16 protein-coding genes are annotated in these 21,750 nt (G+C 64.0%); 11 read left to right on the forward strand and 5 right to left on the reverse strand.

Annotation, left to right across the window (positions count from 1 at the left end; all coding sequences use genetic code 11):
- Nucleotides 1–2 precede the first annotated feature (2 nt).
- Both AC2A04_RS00845 and AC2A04_RS00850 read left to right on the forward strand, forming a co-directional pair.
- Nucleotides 3–1,541, forward strand: a complete 1,539-nt coding sequence (locus AC2A04_RS00845) for a tetratricopeptide repeat protein (RefSeq protein WP_484211662.1) — start codon at nucleotides 3–5, stop codon at nucleotides 1,539–1,541.
- Nucleotides 1,542–1,613: 72 nt separating this feature from the next.
- Nucleotides 1,614–2,672 (forward strand): CaiB/BaiF CoA transferase family protein, encoded by a 1,059-nt coding sequence (locus AC2A04_RS00850; RefSeq protein ID WP_484210423.1) that lies wholly within the window; start codon nucleotides 1,614–1,616, stop codon nucleotides 2,670–2,672.
- Nucleotides 2,673–2,676: 4 nt separating this feature from the next.
- Here the strand turns inward: AC2A04_RS00850 and AC2A04_RS00855 are convergent, their stop codons facing one another.
- Complete coding sequence (locus tag AC2A04_RS00855) at nucleotides 2,677–3,744, reverse strand: DUF475 domain-containing protein (RefSeq protein ID WP_484210424.1); 1,068 nt, start codon at nucleotides 3,742–3,744, stop codon at nucleotides 2,677–2,679.
- 32 nt (nucleotides 3,745–3,776) lie between these two features.
- Nucleotides 3,777–4,646 carry a 3-methyl-2-oxobutanoate hydroxymethyltransferase gene (panB, locus tag AC2A04_RS00860; RefSeq protein WP_484210425.1) on the reverse strand — a complete coding sequence of 290 codons (870 nt, stop codon included), beginning with the start codon at nucleotides 4,644–4,646 and terminating at the stop codon, nucleotides 3,777–3,779.
- Between the two features lie 194 nt (nucleotides 4,647–4,840).
- On the opposite strand from panB, the gene AC2A04_RS00865 reads away from it, so the two are divergent.
- Entirely contained in the window at nucleotides 4,841–6,361 is a 1,521-nt protein-coding gene (locus tag AC2A04_RS00865) for an amino acid permease (protein ID WP_484210426.1), read from the forward strand.
- A 71-nt stretch (nucleotides 6,362–6,432) separates the two neighbouring features.
- Here the strand turns inward: AC2A04_RS00865 and AC2A04_RS00870 are convergent, their stop codons facing one another.
- Complete coding sequence (locus AC2A04_RS00870) at nucleotides 6,433–6,915, reverse strand: pyridoxamine 5'-phosphate oxidase family protein (RefSeq protein WP_484210427.1); 483 nt, start codon at nucleotides 6,913–6,915, stop codon at nucleotides 6,433–6,435.
- A gap of 161 nt (nucleotides 6,916–7,076) precedes the next feature.
- Between AC2A04_RS00870 and AC2A04_RS00875 the strand changes: the two genes are divergently transcribed.
- Together AC2A04_RS00875 and AC2A04_RS00880 are read left to right on the forward strand one after the other, a co-directional pair.
- Nucleotides 7,077–7,850 carry a hypothetical protein gene (locus tag AC2A04_RS00875; protein WP_484210428.1) on the forward strand — a complete coding sequence of 258 codons (774 nt, stop codon included), beginning with the start codon at nucleotides 7,077–7,079 and terminating at the stop codon, nucleotides 7,848–7,850.
- Entirely contained in the window at nucleotides 7,750–9,336 is a 1,587-nt protein-coding gene (locus AC2A04_RS00880) for a DUF6504 family protein (protein ID WP_484210429.1), read from the forward strand. Before AC2A04_RS00875 ends, AC2A04_RS00880 begins: the two co-directional genes overlap by 101 nt.
- 10 nt (nucleotides 9,337–9,346) lie before the next feature.
- Here the strand turns inward: AC2A04_RS00880 and AC2A04_RS00885 are convergent, their stop codons facing one another.
- On the reverse strand, nucleotides 9,347–10,243 hold the full coding sequence (locus AC2A04_RS00885; RefSeq protein ID WP_484210430.1) for an alpha/beta fold hydrolase: 897 nt from the start codon (nucleotides 10,241–10,243) through the stop codon (nucleotides 9,347–9,349).
- A gap of 124 nt (nucleotides 10,244–10,367) precedes the next feature.
- Between AC2A04_RS00885 and AC2A04_RS00890 the strand changes: the two genes are divergently transcribed.
- The 3 genes from AC2A04_RS00890 to AC2A04_RS00900 are packed head-to-tail and all read left to right on the forward strand — an operon-like array spanning nucleotide 10,368 to nucleotide 16,473.
- Nucleotides 10,368–11,615 carry a putative DNA modification/repair radical SAM protein gene (locus tag AC2A04_RS00890; protein WP_484210431.1) on the forward strand — a complete coding sequence of 416 codons (1,248 nt, stop codon included), beginning with the start codon at nucleotides 10,368–10,370 and terminating at the stop codon, nucleotides 11,613–11,615.
- A complete protein-coding gene (locus tag AC2A04_RS00895) occupies nucleotides 11,612–13,051 on the forward strand; it encodes a UdgX family uracil-DNA binding protein (RefSeq protein WP_484210432.1) in 1,440 nt (479 codons plus the stop codon). The genes AC2A04_RS00890 and AC2A04_RS00895 overlap by 4 nt, the downstream gene beginning before the upstream one ends.
- Before the next feature lie 5 nt (nucleotides 13,052–13,056).
- Nucleotides 13,057–16,473 (forward strand): error-prone DNA polymerase, encoded by a 3,417-nt coding sequence (locus AC2A04_RS00900; protein ID WP_484210433.1) that lies wholly within the window; start codon nucleotides 13,057–13,059, stop codon nucleotides 16,471–16,473.
- A gap of 3 nt (nucleotides 16,474–16,476) precedes the next feature.
- Here the strand turns inward: AC2A04_RS00900 and AC2A04_RS00905 are convergent, their stop codons facing one another.
- Complete coding sequence (locus AC2A04_RS00905; RefSeq protein ID WP_484210434.1) at nucleotides 16,477–19,026, reverse strand: coiled-coil domain-containing protein; 2,550 nt, start codon at nucleotides 19,024–19,026, stop codon at nucleotides 16,477–16,479.
- A 72-nt stretch (nucleotides 19,027–19,098) separates the two neighbouring features.
- On the opposite strand from AC2A04_RS00905, the gene AC2A04_RS00910 reads away from it, so the two are divergent.
- From AC2A04_RS00910 to AC2A04_RS00920, 3 genes are all read left to right on the forward strand, one after another.
- Complete coding sequence (locus tag AC2A04_RS00910; RefSeq protein ID WP_484210435.1) at nucleotides 19,099–19,404, forward strand: Hpt domain-containing protein; 306 nt, start codon at nucleotides 19,099–19,101, stop codon at nucleotides 19,402–19,404.
- 95 nt (nucleotides 19,405–19,499) lie between these two features.
- Nucleotides 19,500–20,759 (forward strand): glycosyltransferase family protein, encoded by a 1,260-nt coding sequence (locus tag AC2A04_RS00915; RefSeq protein WP_484210436.1) that lies wholly within the window; start codon nucleotides 19,500–19,502, stop codon nucleotides 20,757–20,759.
- Nucleotides 20,760–20,768: 9 nt separating this feature from the next.
- Nucleotides 20,769–21,740, forward strand: coding sequence for a hypothetical protein (locus AC2A04_RS00920; RefSeq protein ID WP_484210437.1), 972 nt, complete (start codon nucleotides 20,769–20,771; stop codon nucleotides 21,738–21,740).
- Nucleotides 21,741–21,750: the final 10 nt, after the last annotated feature.

Consider the following 21,750-nt stretch of genomic DNA (forward strand, 5'->3'; position numbering starts at 1 on the left):
TGGTGCTGCTGGCTGCGGTGCCAGCGCGCGGAGACGTGCCTGCCGACGCCATTGCCAAGGCAAGATCAGCGATCGCAAAGGGCGATGGGATTGCTGCCGAGGCGCCCTTGCGCGAGGCCATCAGGCGTGGAACCTCGGTCGATGATGTGCGCGCCGATCTCGGCGAGGCCCTGCTGCTTCAGGGCGATCGCCGTGAGGCGCGGCAGGTGCTTTATGGCGGCGACTTTGCCCAAGGAACATCGGCCCGCGGATGGCATTTGCGCGGACGGCTGGAACTGGCAGAGCAACACTTGCCTGAAGCGGGCAGGGCGTTCGATCGGGCCTTGCGGATAGATGCAAACTATGCCCCGTTGTGGGTCGACATTGCCCGCCTGCGTTTTACCGGCGGCGAGCAGGCCCAGGCCATCGAAGCGGCGGAACGCGCCATCCAGCTGGCGCCCAGGGATCCCCGTGCGCTTGAATTGCGGGGCCTGCTCATCCGCGAACAGTTCGGCCTCTACGCATCCCTTGCCTGGTTCGAGGCAGGCTTGCGCGCCGCGCCCAACGATCCCGGCCTGCTTGGCGAATATGCTGCGACACTCGGCGACATGGGCCAGTACAAGGCAATGCTTGTCGTATGCCGCAAGCTGGCGGAAATCGATCGCGGCAACGTTCGCGCGCTTTACCTGCAGGCCGTTCTGGCAGCGCGCGCCGGACAGACCAACCTTGCGCGCCAGATCCTGCTCAAGACCGGTACCGCGCTGCGCGACATGCCGGCGGCGATCATGTTGAACGGCATACTCGAGTATCGCGCCGGAAACGCCAATCTTGCCGTAGGGCACTTCGACCGTTTGCTGAGAATGCAGCCGGACAACCTGCAAGTGCGCATGCTGCTTGTTCGATCGCTTCAACGGCAAAACCTCAACTCGGAGGCAATCGAGGTAGCAGGGTTCTGGCCCAAGCAGATCGGAGCGCCGCCTTACCTTCTCGCTGTGACGGGCCATGCGCTGGCCAAAACCGGACGCAAGGCCGAGGGGGCGAGGCTGCTCGCGCAGTCGACCCAGATGGGCGAGTACGGACCGGAAGGCATCGCAACCGGCCAGCCACTCGGCGCGCTCGCGCTCAACTATTCCGATGCGCCCAATTTTGCGGGGAACGCGGTTCCCTATATTCGCGGGCTGATCGGCGCCGGGGATGATCAGCGCGCGATAGCTGTCGCGGATCGCCTGCGCCTTGCCAATCCCGGCGCAGCCGAAGCCTGGTTGCTCTCCGGTGATGCCCGGCTGATGGCCGGTGACAAGGTCGGCGCGCTCGACAGCTATGGTCGAGCCGCTCTGATTCGCTTCAATCTGCCCACGCTTGTGCGCATCGATCACGTATTGCGTGCGCTGGGACGCTCGCGGCAGGCAAACGAGATGGTTGCACGGTTTCTGCGTCAGAACCCCGCAAACCCCCAGGCGATGAAGTTGTTGGCATTCGGGCGCGATGCAACGGGCGATCATGGCGGCGCCGAACGTCTTGAAGCCGTGCTCCGGTCACGCGGGTTTCGCAACCCGCGGTGAAGTCGCGGCTCGACAGAGCGCACGACCCTGATTAGTCCCTGTTTCAATCGTACGATTAAGCGGGAGTAGACTATGCCGGGCGCGCTCGAAGGACTTACCGTACTCGAATTTGCGGGGATTGGTCCGGGTCCTTTCGCCTGCATGATGCTGGCAGACCATGGCGCTCGCGTGATCCGCATCGATCGCCCGGCCAAGGGCAGCCGCGTTGGTGACAGCGGCAGTCGCGACATTCTCAACCGCAATCGCGAACGGATCGAACTGGACCTCAAGGACCCGGCCTCGGTTGCGCGCATCCGGGAACTTGTGACAAGCGCCGATGCTCTGGTTGAAGGTTACCGCCCCGGCGTGATGGAGCGGCTGGGGCTCGGTCCCGATGTCCTGCTGGCAGATAACCCGAAGCTCGTATTCGGGCGAATGACCGGTTGGGGACAGGATGGTCCGATGGCTTCACTGGCGGGCCACGACATCAACTATATCGCGCTCGCAGGCGCACTCCACAGCTTCGGTCAGGCGGGAGGCAAGCCCCAGTTCCCTGTCAATCTCGTCGGCGATTTCGGCGGCGGCGGCATGCTCATGGCTTTCGGAGTCATGGCTGCGGTTTTTTCAGCGCAGCGCACCGGCAAGGGCCAGGTCGTGGATTGCGCCATGGTCGATGGCGCGGCGATCCTATCGGCGATGACCTACACCTTCCTCGGCAACGGGATGTGGAAAGACGAACGCGGCGTGAACCTGCTCGATGGTGGCGCGCACTTCTACGACACCTACGAAACGCGGGATGGCAAGTGGGTTTCGATCGGGTCGATCGAACCGCAGTTTTATGCGCTGCTGCTTGAGAAGATCGGCCTTGCTGACGATCCTGCCTTTGCCCCGCAGATGGACTCGCGTGGGTGGCCCGCGCTCAAGGACCGCCTGACTGCCCTGTTCCTGACGAAGACCCGTGACGAATGGTGCGCGATCATGGACGGCACCGACATCTGCTTTGCTCCCGTCCTGAGCCTGCGTGAGGCACCGCAGCACCCGCACAATCTCGCGCGCGAGACCTTCACCGAGGATCAGGGCATGGTCATGCCAAGTCCCGCGCCGCGCTTTCTCGGCACGCCTGCGCCCAAACCCGCTTTGAACGGGCGCTAGAGCCTCAGTCGGCGCGGACGGCTGCGTCGATTTCCTCGTCGGGATACTTGCGCTTGTGGCGGATCGACCACCACAGCGAGAGGCCGATCATCGCTGCGCCGATCAGGCCGGTGATGGTCTCGGGGATGTGATATTTCGCCGAGAGCAGCATGATCGCGCCCAGTGCAATGATTGCCCAGAACGCGCCGTGCTCAAGATAGCGGTATTCCGAGAGGGTGCCCTTCTTGACCAGCATGATCGTCATCGAACGCACGAACATCGCGCCGATCGAAAGGCCAAGCGCGATGATCACCATGTTGTTGGAAAGCGCGAAAGCTCCGATCACGCCGTCGAAGCTGAAGGAGGCGTCGAGCACGTTGAGGTAGAGGAACCCACCGAGGCCTGAGCGCACTACAAGTCCGGCTGCCTTCTGCGCCTCTTCGCGCATCTCGAGGATGGTGCCCAAGGCCTCTACGGCGATGAAAGTGACGAGGCCCAGCACGCCCGAAACCATGAACGTCAGGGCTTCGTCAGCGGGCAGCAGCAGCGAGATGCCGTAGATCGTCAGCAAAAGAAGGGCGATCTCGGCTGCTTTGATGTTCGAGACGACCGCCAGCTTTTCCTCGACCCACTTGATCCAGTGCACTTCCTTCTCGCCATCGAAGAAGAAGCTGAGCCCGACCATGGCAAGGAACGCGCCACCGAACCCGGCGATGCCGACATGCGCGCTGCTGACGATTTCCTCGTAGCGCTTGGGATCGTTGAGCGAGAGATTGAGCGCCTCTACCGGTCCCAAGCCCGCCGCGATCGCAACGATCGCCAGTGGGAATACGATGCGCATCCCGAACACGGCAATGATCATGCCCCAGGTCAGGAACCGCTTCTGCCAGACCTCGTCCATGTCCTCGAGTACGGCGGCGTTGACCACGGCGTTGTCGAATGACAGCGAGATTTCAAGGATCGAGAGGACGAACACGATCCACAGCAGCGAAATCGTGCCGCCTGCGGTCCCGGTCTGCATCCAGCCATAGGCGGCGGCGAGCCCGAGGCACACCAGAGTGAAAAAGATCGAACCCTTGTAGAAACGCAGCAAGCGGAGATTCCCTGTTTTATGCCCGGACGCGGTTACTTCGGCTGGTAAGTCTGTTCAATACCGGGAAACACGCGAGAGCGCACTTCGTCTGCATAACGCGCGGCGGCACCGGCAATCGTATCGCCGACATTCTCGTAGATCTTCACGAAGCGGGGCACGCGCTCGAACATGCCGAGCATATCCTCGGTCACCAGCACTTGCCCGTCGCACTGCGCCGAAGCGCCGATGCCGATCGTGGGGCAGGGCACTGCGTTCGTGATGGTGATTGCGATCGGTTCGACCACGCCCTCGATCACGATCGCAAAGGCGCCGGCATCGGCAAGCGCCTTGGCATCGCCCACGATCTTGCCAGCCTCTGCCTCGCTGCGTCCGCGCGCATTGTATCCGCCAAGCACGTTCACCGCCTGCGGGGTGAGGCCGATATGGCCCATGACCGGAATGCCGCGCGCGTTGAGAAAGGCGACCGTCTCGGCCATCGCTTCGCCGCCCTCGAGCTTGACGGCCGCGCAGCCGGTTTCCTTGAGAATACGCGCCGCGCTTTCAAAAGCCTGCTGGGGCGATGCTTCATAAGTTCCGAAAGGCATGTCGACGACCACGGCTGCATGATAGGACCCGCGCACGACCGCCGCGCCATGTGCAATCATCATCTCGAGCGTGACGGGCACGCTTGAGGGCAGCCCGTAGATGACCTGCCCGAGCGAATCCCCGACCAGAAGCAGATCGCAATGGGCATCGAGCAACTGCGCCTGGCGCGCCGTGTATGCCGTCAGCATGACCACCGGCTGGGCCGTTACGCCATCCTTCTTGCGTTGCCGGATCGCTGGAATCGTCAGCCGCTTCATCGGCGCGGGTGTGGGGTTTGCCCGGCTGGTGGCGGTGTCGAGCTGGAACGTCGTTGACATCGATGCGCATCCTTTGAGGCGGGCCAATGCTTCTACTGCCTTGGTGCAAACCCGCAAGGCTGCGCGTCTTATCCGCAATTTTGGGGAAAAATGGCTTGCGCGAAGTCCGGTTCCCGCTAGCTTCCCGGCCATTACCTGGTTTCCGGAGCAACCGCATCGGCGGTTTGGCATCCGGTCCAAGGCGGGAGAAATTCATGTTCGGTCGCGTCAAACCGCTCGACGCCATTCTAGCAACTGCAGAAAAGAAATCGCTGCATCGCTCGCTCGGAGCATTCCAGCTTACCATGCTGGGCGTTGGTGCCGTCATCGGCACCGGCATCTTCGTGCTGACGGCCGAGGCCGCGCAAAAGGCCGGTCCCGGCATGATGATCAGCTTCATCATCGCAGGTTTTGTCTGTGCCGTTGCCGCGCTCTGCTATGCGGAAATGGCCTCGATGGTGCCGGTCTCTGGCTCTGCTTATACCTACAGCTATGCCGTGATGGGCGAACTCATCGCCTGGATGGTCGGCTGGGCCCTCATACTCGAATATGCTGTCGCCGCGGGCGCGGTCAGCGTCGGTTGGTCCGGCTATGTCGTGGGGTTGATAGAGAACGCCTTTGCCATAGACATACCCGACCTGCTGGTACGCGGTCCTTATGATGGCGGTATGGTGAACCTTCCGGCGATGCTTATCGCGGGTCTGGTGACCTGGCTTCTTGTCATCGGCACCAAGGAAAGCGCCTCGGTCAATGCCGTGCTCGTGGCGATCAAGGTTTCGGCGCTCACGCTCTTTGTCATCCTGGCGCTGCCGGTGATGAAGATGGAAAACTTCGAACCGTTCTCGCCCCTGGGCTTCGGCGGCATCGGCGCGGCCGCAGCCTCTATCTTCTTTGCCTATGTCGGTTTCGACGCGGTCTCGACCGCGGCCGAGGAGACGAAGAATCCGCAACGAAACATGCCGATCGGCCTGATCGGCAGCCTTGCGATCTGCACCGTGTTCTACCTTCTTGTCGCTGCCGGTGTGATCGGTTCGGTCGGTGCCCAGCCGGTGCTCGATGCCAATGGCGTCGGCCTTGAGCCGGGAAGCCGCGAACTGGCGGCCCAGTGCATGGCTATGGGAGACCAGGCGGTCGTCTGCTCGAAGGAGGCGCTGGCCTGGACGCTCCGTGAAATCGGCTGGCCGCAGATTGGCAACCTGATCGGCCTTGCCGCCGGTCTTGCCCTGCCTTCGGTCATCCTGATGATGATGTTCGGCCAGACCCGCATCTTCTTCGTGATGAGCCGTGATGGCTTGCTGCCGGCATCGTTCTCGAAGATCCACCCGCGCTACAACACGCCGCACGTGATCACGATCATCACCGGCGTCTTCGTGGCGTTGTTTGCTGCGTTCTTCCCGGTCGGTCTGCTGGCGAACATCTCGAACTCGGGCACGCTGTTCGCCTTTGCCGCGGTTTCGATTGCGGTGCTGGTGATCCGCCGCCGCGAACCGGGCCGTCATCGCCCGTTCCGTACTCCGGCGATCTACGTCACTTCGCCGCTGGCCTTCGCTGGCTGTCTCTACCTGTTCTACAAGCTGGATGCGAAGAGCCAGATGCTGTTCGTGGTCTGGGCCGCTGTCGGTCTTGTGGTTTATTATGCCTACAGCCGCAGCCGCAGCCATGTCGGTCGCGGTCTGGTCGAAGTGCATGAGACGGATACCGATGCGCCGCCGCAGCCGGTCCCGCCGATCGACTGATCGAGGCGTATACACAAAAGCAAAGGGCCGCCCCGTAAGGAGCGGCCCTTTTCATGTGTGGTGGAAAAGGGTCAGAGCTTCGTTTCGGTGAAGCCGCCCTTGATATCGTCGGTCACGTCCATGCCCAGCGCCATCTTCGCCGTGCCGATCACGCCAAGGTCACCGGCCCAGATCGAGGCGTCGCCCAGGTCCATGCGCATGAACAACAGGTTGGGCGCGTCCTTGCCGCCCGGAAACCAGGCTTCCACGAAGTTGTTCCACTGCTCGTCGAGCCGGGCACGGTCGGTTTCCTCGACCAGCATGCCATGGAAGCGCGCGAATACGTCGTGGCCCTTGGATGAGAAGGTGACCGTGGCCCCGCCCATTTCGGCAAAGCGGTTGTCGCGGCTGGTGAAGAACCAGATGGCGCTGTTTGCATCCTTGTCGAGCTGTGCGGTCATCGGGGCGGCGGTATCCGGGTCGCTGTCGAGCTGGAGCATGACGTAGGGCGAGGCCGACATCGCCTTCCAGAATTTTTCACGGAGTTCTTCCGGGTTCCCTTGATCGTACTTCATCGCAAGATTGCCTTTCCTATCTGGTTCTTGGTGCCTGAACGGGCCGGGGCAGGGGATGTTCCCTTGGCGCACCTGTCCGGAAGTTCTGCACAGAAAGGCACCACAAGGCGGATTGCGCGTTCACAGAATCGGAACATAATAAGAACAAAGGACCGATTCGCATGTCTCAGATTCCCTCTCACCCTGATCCTGTCGGGCTCGCGCCTGGACTTGTACGGGGCATTGGCGCGAGCGCCCGCACGCCGCACTGGCGCCCCGGCATCGCCACCGGCTGTGCCCATGCCGAACTTTTCGCCTCGGCGCGCGATGCTGCCGGGGCGGGACTTGCGCTCGCTCTTGCGCGCGATGCCTTGCGCATCGGCCAAGGTGATCCCGCGGCCGATACGCCCGACCGTCGCCCGTTTCTGTGGGTGCAGGACAAGATGGCAACGCGTCTTTCCGGGCGGCCCTATCTGCCCGGACTTCCCGCCGATCTGCGCCATCGCCTGATCCACGTCGCCGCGCCTTCGCCCGAGGATGCGCTGTTCGCGCTCGAGGAGGGCCTGCGCTGTCGCGACCTTGCCTTCGTGATCGGAGAGATTGCCGGCAATCCCCGCGCGCTCGATTTCACGGCCTCGCGCAGGCTGGGGCTGGCGGCCGAGAGGCACGGCGTGCCGTTCTGGCTGGTGCGTCTGGATGCCCGGCACGATCTGGGCTCCGCCCGCATGCGCTGGCGCGTGGAGGCTGCGCCTTCGCCGGTTTCGCGCTGGAACGCGCATGCTCCCGGCGCGCCTGCCTGGCGTGCCGACCTGTTCCGCGCCCACACCTACCAACCCGGACAATGGATATTGCGCGATGACGGTGCCCATCTCGCCGCCGATGCCGCCATCCCCGCAACGCCGGATCATGGCGATCTGGCTGACGGGACTGGCGATCGATCGCTGGCGGCTCGCTGAAGGGATCGAGCGGGGGCAGGGTGCCGATGGCGAACCCTTCGCCCTGATCGAGGATACCGCGCACGGCCCGCGCATCGCGGCTGCCAATCCCGCGGCCCGGCTTGGCGGCGCGATGCCCGCCATGCGCCTTGCCGATGCGCGCACGCTGTGTCCCACGCTTGGCGTACGTTCTGCCGATCCGGCGGGCGATCTCGCCTATCTCGAAGGACTGGCGCTGTGGTCGCAGCGCTGGGGGCCGTGGAGTGCGCTCGATCCGCCCGATGGCCTGCTTGTCGATACCACCGGCGTTGCCCACCTGTTCGGCGGGGAGCGCGCGCTGCTCGATGATGCGATCTGCGCCTTCACCCGGCGCGGCCTTGCCGTGCGTGCGGCACTGGCTCCCACCGCCGGGGCGGCATGGGCCCTGGCGCACTACGGACCCGAAGGCGCGATCATTGCGCCGGAGGATGATTCTCTGGCACGCCTTGGCGATCTGCCCGCAGCAGCCCTGCGGCTCGATGACGAAGTGATCCTGCTCCTGCGCCGCCTCGGCCTCAAGCGGCTTGGCGATCTCCACGGCATCGCGCGTGATGCCGTGGCGCGGCGGTTCCGCAACCGGCGTTCGGCCGCTGCCAATCCGCTGCTGCGGATGGACCAGTTGCTCGGACGCCTGCCCGAACCGCTGCTGCCGATGATCGGCGTGCCCGCTCCGCTCGTCCAGCGCCGTCTGATGGAGCCGATCCGCCATCGCACGTTGCTCGATCAGGTGGTGGCCGATCTCGCGCAGGACATGGCGCGATTGCTCGAAGCCTTGGGGCAGGGCGCGCGACGGCTCGAACTCGGCCTATGGAAAGTGGACGGAGAGGTGCTGGTCCGCCGCCTCGAGATGGCCGCCGCCACGCGCGATCCCGCCCATGTCTGCCGCCTGTTCGCCGCGCGGCTCGATGATCTCGATGCCGGCTTCGGCATCGAACTTGTCCGCCTGCGCGCGTCATGGACCGAACCGCTGCTGCTGGCCCAGGCCGATCTCGACGCTGCTGCCGAACGCCACGGCACCAGTCTTGCTGCCTGCTTTGACCGGCTTACCGTCCGCCTTGGTCCCGATGCTGTGCGCCGTCCGGTTCCTCATGCCAGCCACCTGCCCGAACGCGCGCAGAAGTGGCAACTGCCCCTGATCGATTCACCTTCCTCACAAGGAGAATTGGCTTTCCATCACAGGCCGCTGAAAATTCTTGATAAACCCGAATCTGTGGCGGTGATCTATGAAACGCCGGACGGATTGCCGCGGCGCTTCCGCTGGCGAGGGAATGTCCACGAGATCGCCCGTGCAGAGGGGCCGGAGCGGATCGCGCCCGAGTGGTGGCGCGAACGCTCGACCGTGCGCCTGCGCGATTATTACCGGATCGAGGATGCCACCGGCCGCCGCTACTGGATCTACCGCCATGGCGTGATCGGTGATGGGCGTGGCGGAGCCCCTGAATGGTTCATCCAGGGGCTCTTCGCCTGATGGATACGGATCAGAACGTCGGCGTCACCAGCGTCTGGGCCGTCAGACGATCGACCACTTCCTGCGGCACATCATCGGCCTCGCGCCCCGAGACGAAGTCGAGCAAATCGCGGATCAGGCGGTCCTGCTGCGTCGCGAAGACGCCATGGGGTTCGCCGTCATATTCCAGCAACGTGGCATGTGGCACCGCCCGTACCAGTGCCCGGGCCGTGGGATCGATCGGCACGGTCTTGTCCGAAGTCCCGTGGATCAGCAGCGTGGGCACGGTGAAGGAGGCCAGGTCGGGGCGGAAGTCGGTCGTCGAGAAAGCCTTGGCCGCGGCCAGCGTCGGACGCAGCCCCGCCTGCATGGCCGTCGCCCACGAAAGCTGCAGCACTTCGTCGCTCACCGGCTGCGTCAGCATCCCCACGCCATAGAAGTCCTTGAAGAACCCGGTGAAGAACTTGGCGCGATCGGTCAGCATGCCCTCGGTCATCTCATCAAACGTCGCCTGCGGCACGCCGTCGGGATTGTCCTCGGTCTTGAGCAGATAGGGCACCACCGACGAAACCAGCGCCACGCGCGAAACGCCTTGACCGCCATGGCGCGACAGATAACGCGCAATCTCGCCGCCACCCATCGAGAAGCCCACCAAGGTCGCGTTCTGCGAGGCATCCATTGCCGTCATGACGTCAGCCAGATCGTCGGAAAAGGTATCGTAGTCATAGCCGCCCGAGGGCTGGTCGGACCGCCCGAAGCCGCGTCGATCGTAGGCGATTGCGCGAAAGCCGGCATCGGCCAGCGCATGGGTCACCGGGTCCCAACTGTCGCCCGAAAGCGGCCAGCCATGAATCAGCACCACCGGCGGGCCGCTGCCCCAGGTCTTGGCGTAAAGACGCGTCCCGTCACGGGTTTCGATCATCGGCATCAAACAAATCTCCTGCGCCCCGTCCTTGTCGCCCCTAAACCGTTCGGCGCGTTTCGCGTTCCGCTGCCCGCCTGTCCACAGGTTCACACTGGCGCAGGGCCTGAAAAGAACATATATGGAACATATGTCGCAACCCACCATCATGGAACGTCTCGAGATTCTGGCCGATGCCGCCAAGTACGATGCGTCCTGCGCGTCGTCCGGCACTGCCAAGCGCACCAGCAAGGGCGGGAAAGGGATCGGATCGACCGAGGGCATGGGCATCTGCCACGCATATGCGCCCGATGGCCGCTGCATCTCGCTGCTCAAAATCCTGCTGACGAACCACTGCGTGTTCGATTGCCACTATTGCATCAACCGCAAGAGCTCGAACACGCGTCGCGCCCGCTTCACGCCACAGGAAGTCGTGGACCTCACGCTGTCGTTCTATCGCCGCAACTATATCGAAGGCCTGTTCCTCTCGTCGGGCATCGTCAAAAGCTCCAGTCACACCATGGAGCAGTTGATAGAAGTCACTCGTATCTTGCGGGAAGAGCATGATTTTCGGGGGTATATCCATCTCAAGACCATCCCCGAGGCCGACCCTGAACTGGTAGCCCAGGCGGGGCTCTATGCCGACCGCGTCTCGATCAACGTCGAACTGCCGACCGTGGCGGGCCTCACCCGCCTTGCGCCCGACAAGTCCGCCCCGCAGATCGAAGGCGCGATGGGATCGCTGAAGGACGCCATCGTCGAGGCCAAGGACGCCCGCAAGCGCTTCAGGAATGCTCCGAAGTTTGCGCCCGCCGGACAATCCACACAGATGATCGTCGGCGCCGATGCGGCTACGGATTCGGACATCGTCGGCCGCGCCAGCACGCTCTACGGCCGGTTCGGCCTGCGCCGTGTCTATTATTCGGCGTTCAGTCCTATCCCCGATGCCAGCGCGGTTCTGCCGCTTAAGCGCCCGCCGCTGATGCGCGAACACCGCCTCTACCAGTCCGACTGGCTGATGCGGTTCTATGGCTATGCCCCGCACGAGGTGCAGCAGGCCGCCGGCACCGATGGCATGCTTCCGCTCGACATCGACCCCAAGCTGGCCTGGGCGCTGCAATTCCGGGCCGATTTCCCCGTGGACGTGAACCGCGCTCCGCGCGAGAAGCTGCTGCGCGTGCCGGGCCTTGGCGTGCGCGCGGTCAACGCCCTCATTGCGGCAAGGCGTCAGCGCCGCCTGCGCCTGACCGATGTCGGCAAGCTCACCGTTTCGCTCGCCAAGGTGCGGCCCTTCCTCATTGCCGAGGATTGGCGGCCCGTCCTGCTGACCGATCGCGCCGACTTGCGCGGGCTGATCGCGCCAAAGCGTTCCGAACAGCTTGAACTCTTTGCGTCATGAAGCCTTTTCGCGACATGCGCCTGCCCGAGGCATTTCGCGTCTCGCTGTCCGCGCCTGACGATTTCGATGGCTGGCGCGATCTTGCCCGTCGGCTGATCCGCGCGGACGTTCCGCCAGATCGCATCGTGTGGGATTCACCTGCGGATCAGAGCGCCGATCTCTTCGCGCATGGCGACCGCCGTCTGCCTGCGCCCTCTGCAGCCGCACCGCAGCCGCGCGCCTCGCGCGATTTCCTGCAATTTGCGCAAAGTGCGATCCTTCACACTGATGGAGAACGATTTTCTCTCCTGTATCGCCTGCTCTGGCGGCTTCAGGCGAACCCTCGGCTGATGGACGACAAGGCCGATGCCGATGTCCGCCGCGTGGACGAACTTGCTCGCCACGTGAGGCGTGACATTCACAAGATGCGCGCCTTCGTGCGCTTCCGGGTTGTCGAAGAATCCGATGGCGAACGCTACGTCGCCTGGTTTGAGCCGGAACATCACATCCTGCGCGCCAACGCCGCCTTCTTCGTGCGCCGCTTCACCAATATGCGCTGGTCGATCCTCACTCCTCGCGGCAGCATTCACTGGGATGGCGAAACGCTGCAGGAAGGCCCGCCTGCCACGCGCGCTGATGCGCCCTCGGGCGATCCGGTCGAGGCGCTATGGGGCAAATATTACGCATCGATCTTCAATCCTGCGCGTTTGAAGGTGGGGGCGATGCTCAAGGAAATGCCCCGGAAGTACTGGAAGAACATGCCGGAGGCTGCGCTCATTCCCGAGTTGATCGCCGGGGCACAGGCACGCGAGGCACGCATGGTCGAGGCAGGAGCGCAGGATTTCGGCGAGCGGCCCGGCAGCCTCGCCGGGATAGCCGAGGCCATCGGGTCATGCCGTCGCTGCGAAATCGGCTGCAACGGTACGCGCGCGGTCATGGGCGAGGGGCCACAGGCGGCCATGCTGATGATCGTGGGCGAACAGCCGGGCGATCAGGAAGAGGAACTGGGCCGACCGTTCGTCGGCCCCGCAGGCCGCCTGCTGCGCGCGCATCTCGAAGATGCCAGGATATCCGACGAACAGTCCTACGTCACCAACGCGGTCAAGCACTTCAAGTTCGTGCCGCGTGGCAAGCGCCGCCTGCACCAGAACCCCACCGCCAAGGAAATCGACATCTGCCGCTGGTGGCTTGATGGCGAACGCGCGCTGGTGCGCCCGCGGCTTGTGCTGGCACTCGGTGCCAGCGCGGCGCGGAGCCTGCTTGGCAAGACCGTCAGTGTACAGAAGGGACGCGGCATGCCGCATGGCCTGGACGACGGCAGTGAGCTGTGGATCACCACGCATCCCAGCTATCTTCTGCGCCTGGCCGATGATGGTCGGGACGAGCAGGAACGTCTTTTTGCCAGTGACTTGCGCAAGGTTGCTGCGCGCCTGTCAGAGCTTTCGCGCCAAGGCTGAAGCGCATGCCCGAACCGCCGCTGACACCCGATCGTCGTCATGTCGAGCCGGTCGAAGGCCCCATCCCGTTGCCGCGCGCCCCTTTCGTGGAACTGGGCTTGGCCACGTGCTTTTCGTTCCTGCGCGGAGCGTCGGAAGCGGTCGATCTGGTCACCGAAGCGCGCCGGCTTGGCTATGATGCGCTGGGTATAGCCGACGCCAACACATTGGCCGGTGTAGTCCGCCTCCATACCGACGCTGAAACGGCGCAGATGCGGCCGGTCATCGGTTGCCGGATCGAGACGGTCGAAGGTTTCGTGTTCCTTGCCTATCCGACCGGCCGCGCGGCTTATGGACGCCTCTGCCGCTTGATCTCGGCCGGTCGCATGGCCCGGCTCGATGGGACCTGGCAGGCCAAGGGCGTTTGCGAGATCGATCTTGCCCTGCTGGCGGCCAATGCCGAGGGAGTGCAACTGATCCTCATACCGCCACGTGAATTGGATCAACGATTTACGATCGATATCGCAAGTAATATCCTGACTTTTCCGGGCAAGTTCGAAGCTGTTTCTCCCCAGGTTTCCCACAGCCGGCCAATGTCTTTTCCCGAAATTCTCCCCAAGCTTGTCCACCGGCTGCCCAGTTTGAGGCATCTGGCGGCAAGCTATCTGCATGTTGGCGATGACATTGCCCGGATCGAACGGCTCGACGCCATGGCGCACGCCAACGGTCTGGGCCTGCTCGCAACCAATGATGTCCTCTATGCAACTGCCGATCGCCGTCCGTTGCAGGACGTGATGACGGCAATCCGCCACAAGACCACCGTGGCGGCAGCAGGCCACCTGCTCGAGCCCAATGCCGAACGCCATCTCAAATCGCCCGAGGAAATGGTCCGGCTGTTCCGGCGATGGCCCCATGCCGTCACGGCATCACGCGAAATTGCCGATGCCTGCCGCTTCAATCTTTCCGAATTGCGCTATGAATATCCCGAGGAAATCTGCCCCGACGGCCACGATCCGCAATCATGGCTTGAGGATCGCACATGGGCGGGTGCGGACGAGCGCTACCCCGAGGGTGTGCCCGAAGCCGTTGCCGAAACCTTGCGCCGCGAACTGGATCTGATCGGCAAGCTGAACCTCGCAACTTACTTTCTGACTATCAAGGATATCGTTGATTTCGCGCGTAATTGCGATCCACCTATCCTGTGTCAGGGCCGCGGGTCGGCAGCCAATTCGGCGGTTTGCTTCTGCCTTGGCATCACCGCGGTCGATCCGGCCAAGCATGCCCTGCTGTTCGACCGCTTCATTTCCGAGGAGCGCAAGGAGCCGCCCGATATCGACGTCGATTTCGAACATGAGCGGCGCGAAGAGGTCATCCAGTACATCTATCGGCGTTTCGGGCGCGAGCGCGCAGGTCTTTGCGCCACGGTCATTCACTATCGCCCGCGCATGGCCATCCGCGAGGTGGGCAAGGCCATGGGCCTGTCCGAGGACGTCACCGGCGCACTGGCCCGCACCGTCTGGGGCAGCTGGGGCCACGAGGTGGGCGAACGCAACGTGGCGGAAAGCGGTCTTGACGGCGCCGACCCGCACTTGCGCCGGGTGATCAGGCTGGCCGAACAGATGATCGGCATGCCCCGCCACCTCTCGCAGCACGTCGGCGGCTTCATCCTCACGCAAGGCCCGCTGGTCGAGACGATCCCCATCGGCAATGGCGCAATGCCCGATCGCAGTTTCATCGAGTGGGACAAGGACGACATCGATGCCCTCGGCATCCTCAAGGTCGATGTGCTCGCCCTCGGCATGCTCACCTGCATCCGCAAGTGCCTTGACCTGCTGGGCGCACATCACGGGCGCGATCTGACGCTGGCCACGGTCCCGCGCGAGGACCCGGCGGTCTATGACATGCTGTGCAAAGGCGATTCCCTGGGTGTGTTTCAGGTGGAAAGCCGTGCGCAGATGAACATGCTGCCGCGCCTTCGCCCGCGCTGCTTCTACGATCTGGTGATCGAGGTCGCCATCGTGCGCCCCGGCCCGATTCAGGGCGACATGGTCCATCCCTATCTCAAGCGGCGGCGCGGCGAGGAACGCGTGCAGATCCCGGCACCCGGCCCCGAACACGGCCCGCCGGATGAACTGTCCTCGATCCTGGCCCGCACGCTTGGCGTGCCGATTTTCCAGGAGCAGGCGATGAAGATCGCGCTCGACGCAGCCAGGTTCTCGAGCCTTGAAGCCAACCGCCTGCGCAAGGCGATGGCGACGTTCCGCTCGCGCGGGATGGTCCATGAGCTGGAGGACATGATGGTCGGCCGCATGGTCGAGCGCGGCTACGACCCCGATTTCGCCGCACGTTGCTTCAACCAGATCAAGGGCTTCGGCGAATACGGCTTTCCCGAAAGCCACGCCGCCAGCTTTGCGCATCTCGTCTACGTCTCGTCATGGCTGAAATGCCATTATCCGGCGGCTTTCGCCTGCGGTCTGCTGAACTCGCAGCCGATGGGTTTCTACGCGCCCGCGCAGATCGTGCGCGATGCCGCCCAGCACGGGGTCGTGGTGCTGCCGGTCGATGTGAATCATTCCGATTGGGACTGCACGCTGGAACAGGACGGTCGGGCTCTCCGCCTCGGCCTGAGGCAGATCGACGGCTTTCCCGAACACGCCGCCGCCATGCTCGTGGCAGCGCGTAGCGAAGGGGGGCTGTTCACCGAAGTCGCTGCGCTCAAGAGCCGCGCAGGGCTATCTCCTGCACTGGTCGAACGCCTTGCCGCCGCTGATGCCTTCGGATCGCTCGATCTTCCGCGCAGGCAGGCGCTGTGGGACGCGCGCAGCCTTGTGGCGGCAAAGGAACTGCCGCTTTTCGCCTTTGCCACGGCGCGCTCGGAAGGAGAGGAGCGGGTAAGGGCGATATTGCCTTCCATGCCGCTGTCGGAGGAAGTCGTCGCCGATTACCAGACGCATCGCCTCTCGTTGAAGGCCCACCCGCTGGCCTTCCTGCGCTCCGAACTGGGCGATCGCGGGTTCGTGCGCGCAGTCGATCTCAGGAATCACAAGTACCGCTCGACCGTGCAGGTCGCCGGCGTGGTGCTGGTGCGCCAGCGCCCCGGGAGCGCCAAGGGCGTCTGCTTCATCACGCTCGAGGACGAGACCGGCGTGGTCAATCTCGTGATCTGGCCCGATCTGATGGAGAAACAGCGCAAGGTCATCATGGGCTCCCGCCTGATGGAGGTGCGCGGCCGCCTCGAGTACGACGACGAGGTCATTCACGTCATCGCCACGCACCTGACCGATGCCAGTGCCGGCCTCGACGCTCTTTCGGACGCCGATCGCATGGTCCCGCCGATCGCGCGGGCCGATGAATGCAATCGCCCGATCCCGGAGCGCGGCCCCGGCGCACGCGGTCATCCGCGCGATGTCCGGATCATCCCCAAGTCACGAGATTTCCACTGAAACTCAAGACCGCAGGCGTTCGATCCCTTGCGCAAGCGCGACGTAGAGCTTGCCCATGTCGGACGAGAGCAGCGTCACGCCCAGAGCGTTGCCATCGCGGGTCGAAAGCAACTGGCGCAGCATGGTCTCGAAATCGTGGATGTAGCGGTTCACGTGTTCACGGAATTCGCTTTCGGCTTCGTAGTGCGCCTGCACCGCTTTGACTTCGGCGGTTTCGAGCAGCGATACCGCGCGCCGCGTGAAGATCCCGCGATCGCCGCGGAGATACGACGCCCAGGCCGTTTCGGAAACGTCCGAAGACAGCGCCTTGGCAATATCGATGGCCGAAGAATTGAGCGATTCGGTGATAAGCGCCGCACGCCGTGCAAAGTCGTTGTCGACGTGCTCCTCGGCCCGTTCACGCGCTCGGGTAACCCGTGCTTCAAGATTGCCGGCCAGTTCGTCGACTTTGGTCAGTTGGTCACGCATCTGCACCGCTGTCTCGCGACTTGCCGAGGCGGCAGCATCGATCGCTTCTTCCAGCCGCCCGATCAATTCCGCCGCGCGCCCCTGCAGCACGCGCGCGATCGCTGCACTGCTTTCCTCGCCAAGCCGCGTTGCCAAGGCCTCGACTTCGCCCGCCGTGCTGTCGCGCAGGGAAGTGCCGGACGTGGCCGCAGCTTCGGAAAGGCTGGCGATGGCGCCCGAAAGCCTCTGCTCGATACCTTCGGCCAGATTGTCGCTGTCACTGCGTGCCTGGGCGAGCACTTCGCGCAAAGCGGCAAGTTGCCGCTCGCGCTCGATCGTCTGCTCGGCCAGCGCCTTCTGCGCTTTCTGCAGTTCCTTGATCGTCGAGCCGACCTCGCCACGAGCAGAGCCGACCGTCTCGGCGAGATTTCGCCCGCCATCGCTCGCCTCGCGAAGGGTGTCGCGCAAGGTGAACACGCGGTCTTCGAGTCCCTTGAGCCCTGCTTCGGTGCTGCGCAGGGCCTCGGGTATCTGGGTCCGGGTATGATCGCCGCCAGCCTGGATCAGTTCGAGAAGGCGCACGGCCGAATCGGTCAGGTCGCCGATCTGCAGATCGGTGCCCGAGAGAGCATGACGCATTTCGGCAAGGCGCGATGTGAGGTCGGCCATGGCCTTGTCGACAGTGGCCGCAGTCTCGGAACTTTGTTCGCCCGAGGTGCGCAGGACGCCGGACAGGGCATCGACCTTGGCCGCAATCTGCTCGCAGGTCTGTGCCAATCGTTCAGCCTCGGCGGCCTGCAGCTTGCGCTGGGCTTCGATCGCCTGGTCCAGTTCGGCCAGCTTGTTGGCAAGCGCTTCAGCAGCTTCACCTGCGGCTCGCTCCATCGCAGACCGGCGTTGAGCGACCGCTTCGTCGATTTCGCCAAGCCTGTCCTCAAGAGCAGCCCGTTGCTGGGAAGCGGCAGCCTCTGCCGAGGCGCGCCGGCGTGCGAGCTGCTCGTCCAGGTCACGAGCCTGCGCATCGAGCAATGCGGTTACCGATCGGGCCGCGTCCTCGAACCGTGCCAGCCGCCCGCTTGCGTCCGACAGCAGCGCCTCATGGTCGGACCCCAGACGGTCGAGCGCATCGCGCAGGGCCGCACCGTGAGCATCGGTGCGTTCCTGCCATGCCGCCAGCGCCGCGCGCTCGGCTTGGGCGAGCGCCTGGGCGTGTTCGTCGCTGCGCCCCGCCAGCGCCTCGAAACGACCTTCAGCAATTCGGGCCAGCGCATCGCCAGCCTGCGCAAACTGATCGAGAGCAGCTTCGACACGTTCGCGAATCGATGTGACCTGCCGTTCGCTGGCGAGGCCGAACTCGTTCAGCCGCTGGAACCCCGAAACCATCTCTTCGAGCTGAAGGTGCGCGGTGCGTCCGGCGTTGCCGATGTTGTTGGTCACGTCCTTCGCGGCGTTGGCAATCACCGGCAGCTGGCTGCGAAGCTTGTCCATGTTGTCGAGCGCACTTGAGGAAACCTGCGCGATCAGTTCGATCCTCTCGCGGTTCTGTCCGATCAGCCCGTCGAGTTGGCTTGCGCTGCCGGAGAGCCTGTCGACCGCAATCCGCCCCAGCGACTCGAGATCGCGTCCTTGCGAAGCGATGAAGTCCCGGGCGATTGAGAGTTCGGTGTTGATGCTGAGCAGGCGCTGTTCAAGCGCTGCGGACTGTCGGGCAAGCGCGAGCGAGACATCGCCGAACCGTGCCGCTTCGCGCCGGCTCGTGCGCATCAGGACGAGCAGGATCGTCAGGACCAGCATGACCGGAACAGCCCACTGCGCGATCCACCAAACCCACTGATCGGGCTGCGAGACGAATTCCGAACGCAGGACGATTGCCCAGGTGAAAAAGGCTGTCCAGCAGGCGATGACTGCCGCTGCAATCACAGGTGCAATTACGCTTCTGTCGGACGAGGCAGCGGCTGCCGGCTCATCATCCCACACGACATCCTCGTCGCGCAGCGAGAGCGTTGCCGCAGCTCGCTGTTCAGGCGTGTCCTGCAAGCCAGCGGTTGCGTTGCCGATGCCTGGCTCGCCGCCGTCGATCGGAATGATCCTTGTTCCCCCGTTCATGACCACTGCTTTACCACGATTTTGCCGGAGGCATAAACCCCGCCTTAACGCTTCGCCTCATAGCGCAGTCACATGGCCTATGAAGGTGGATCACTCGACGCGAACCTCGCCGTTGCCGCCGGGCACGATCCCGATCTCGTGCGCGAACTGCGCGCGGCCTTCATCGAAAGCGCCGAAAGGCAGGTCGATCTGCTGTCTCGTTCGCGCTGTGATGGAAACTGGGAAGTTGCCGCCATGCGCCTAAAGGGCCTGGCTGCCAGTTTTCACGCCGATGGCCTGCTCGCTCTGGCCGAGGAAGCGCTCGACAGCGCGCCTGGCGATCCGCTTGTCTTGCGCCGCCTCCAGCAGATGCTGGTCGATCTGACTCTGGCACCCTGAAGGCCTCTGGCAGAACCTTAACCCCTGCCAATCCTGCCAGCCTGCTTGGCATCGACAGCGCCTGCATCTACTGTGGCCAGACAGGAGGCATGCCCTTGCGGGTCGCAGTTCTATCGTTGATCGAGGCCGCCGGTGCCGAACCGGGCGCCCTGCGCGGATACCTGCCAATCGGCGGGCGCTCGATCCTGCGCCACCAGATCGGCCTGGCGCTGTCACTCGGGTGCAAGCGCATCGCCGTCATGGCCGAGGGCATCAGCGGCGAACTCGTTGCGCTTCAGCACATTTCGGAAGCGGGTGGCGCGCAGTTCCATGTCATCGCTACTGCCCGCGCGCTTGTGCCGCTGTTGCAGCCAGAGGACGATGTCTTTGTACTGGGCGATGGCTTGCTCGCCATGCCCGACGCTTTCCGCGAACTGCTCGACGCGGGGCCGGTCGTCCTGACCTTACCGGTCGAGACCGCTCTGCCACTCGGATTCGAGCGGCTCGACATCAATAACGCTTTTGCAGCCGCGATGCGGTTTCCCGGACGGATCGCGGCATCGCTTGCCGATCTTCCGCCTGAATGGAACGCGCAATCGGCGCTTCTGCGGCTCGCAATCCAGGCCCGCGTGCCCCAGCGCGCCGCTCCTGCCAGCCTGCTCGATGATGGACGCTGGAGCATCGTACGCAGCGAGGATGAAGCTCATGGTGCTGAACGCCGGTGGCTGCGCCTCCACACCGACATGGCTTCCGGAGGCAGCAGTTCTCCCGGCGAAGGCCTTGCCATGGCCATCGTCCGGCGCTTCGGTCCGGCGATGCTTCACGCCGGAACGAGGCCGGCGATAGTCGGATTGGCGGCGGGACTTGTCGGATTGCTGGGTGGCGGGCTGGGCTGGCTGGGAAGCTATGTCGCAGGGTTCGTGCTGCTGGGCATGTCATGGCTGATTGAACGGGTCGCCAGCCTGCTGGGACAGGTTGAACGCGATTCGCTTCTGGCATCAGGCCTCGCCCGCAGAGGTGTCGCGCTGTTCCATATTCTGGTCGACGCCGGATTCATCGTTCTGATGACGTGGCGCAGCGAGTTGCCCTCCGGCCCGGCAATGCCATGGGGCACAAGGGCATTTGCCCCGATCCTGCTGGTCTGCGCACTGCGTCTCGTTCCCCTCGCGCTTCCGTCGTCGCGCTGGTCCCGCTGGATTCAGGACCGGTTGCTGGCCGGCCTTGCCCTGGCTCTGGCCAGCCTGTTCCTGCCGTTCGACAGTGCAATCGGCCTTGCCGTTATCGCTTTGATCCTTGGGTGTATCGTCGCGGTACAGGTCGCAAACAGGGGAGGCGGACCGGGTTCGCCTAACCCCCGGTTAACCAGTCGGGGTTAAGAGCTTCGCATGGCACTGACCGCATCCACCGGCGTCGACACCGGAGCTTTGGAAACCCTTTTGCGCGACGACCTTTTCCATGCGGATCAGGCGATGCTTCACATGGGGCCGATCCTCCAGCACTTGCTGCGCAACGACGACAGCTCGATCTTCAGTGACGAGATCATTGCGCGGGTGCGGGGAATGTTCGGCGATATTTCCCGGCAGCTTGTCCAGGCGCTGGGTGAAGCTGCAGGCCATGCCGATGCAGGGGCGTGGGCGCGCGAAGCTGGTCCGGGCCTTGCCGAAATGCTTGCCGCCGATCAGGCGCTTCTCACCCATCTTCACATGCTTGCTGTCGAATGGCAGCTTTCCGAGAAATTGCAGGGCCGTCAGGGGATCGATCCGGTGCTGACGCCGCTGCTTCAGGATCTGATTGCATCGCCCGATCCCGATCTTGCCGCGCGGGGCATGAACCTGCTTGCCGCACAGGCCCGCTTCGGTCAGGCGATTCGGCGCATGCAGATTCCCTTGGTCGAGCTGCCCGGAGACCTGCACCATATCGCCTTGATGGTCATGCAGGCTTATGTCGCAGGTGATCCGTCGGGCGTTGCTGCGGCCGAGCTCGCCGAAGTGACATTGCGCAAGGCGCGTTCGGCCGCGGCTTCGCGCATCGATCTGCTGAGCTATGCGATCAGCGTCTCCGGCGCACGGCCTGCCGCCACACTGTCTCTCCAGAATGCGGGCGTCGCCCTGTTCCTTACCGCTCTGGGCATGGGAGCGGGATTGCCCCGCGAAACCGCGGTCATGTGCACCACCGAAAGCCAGATGCCGCGCCTTGCCCTGTCGCTCGCTGCCGCTGGTCTCGGTCGGGATGGGTTGGTGGAGACTTTTGCCGCCCTCCACCCCGACATCGCTCTGCCGGATGGCCTCGAAGGCCTCCATCCCGATCGCGCTGCCGCGATTCTTGCGGCGTCGCACCCGCTGGATCAGCAGGACTGACATGGCGCGC

The organism is Novosphingobium sp. HNCC26DJ243, from assembly GCF_057180545.1.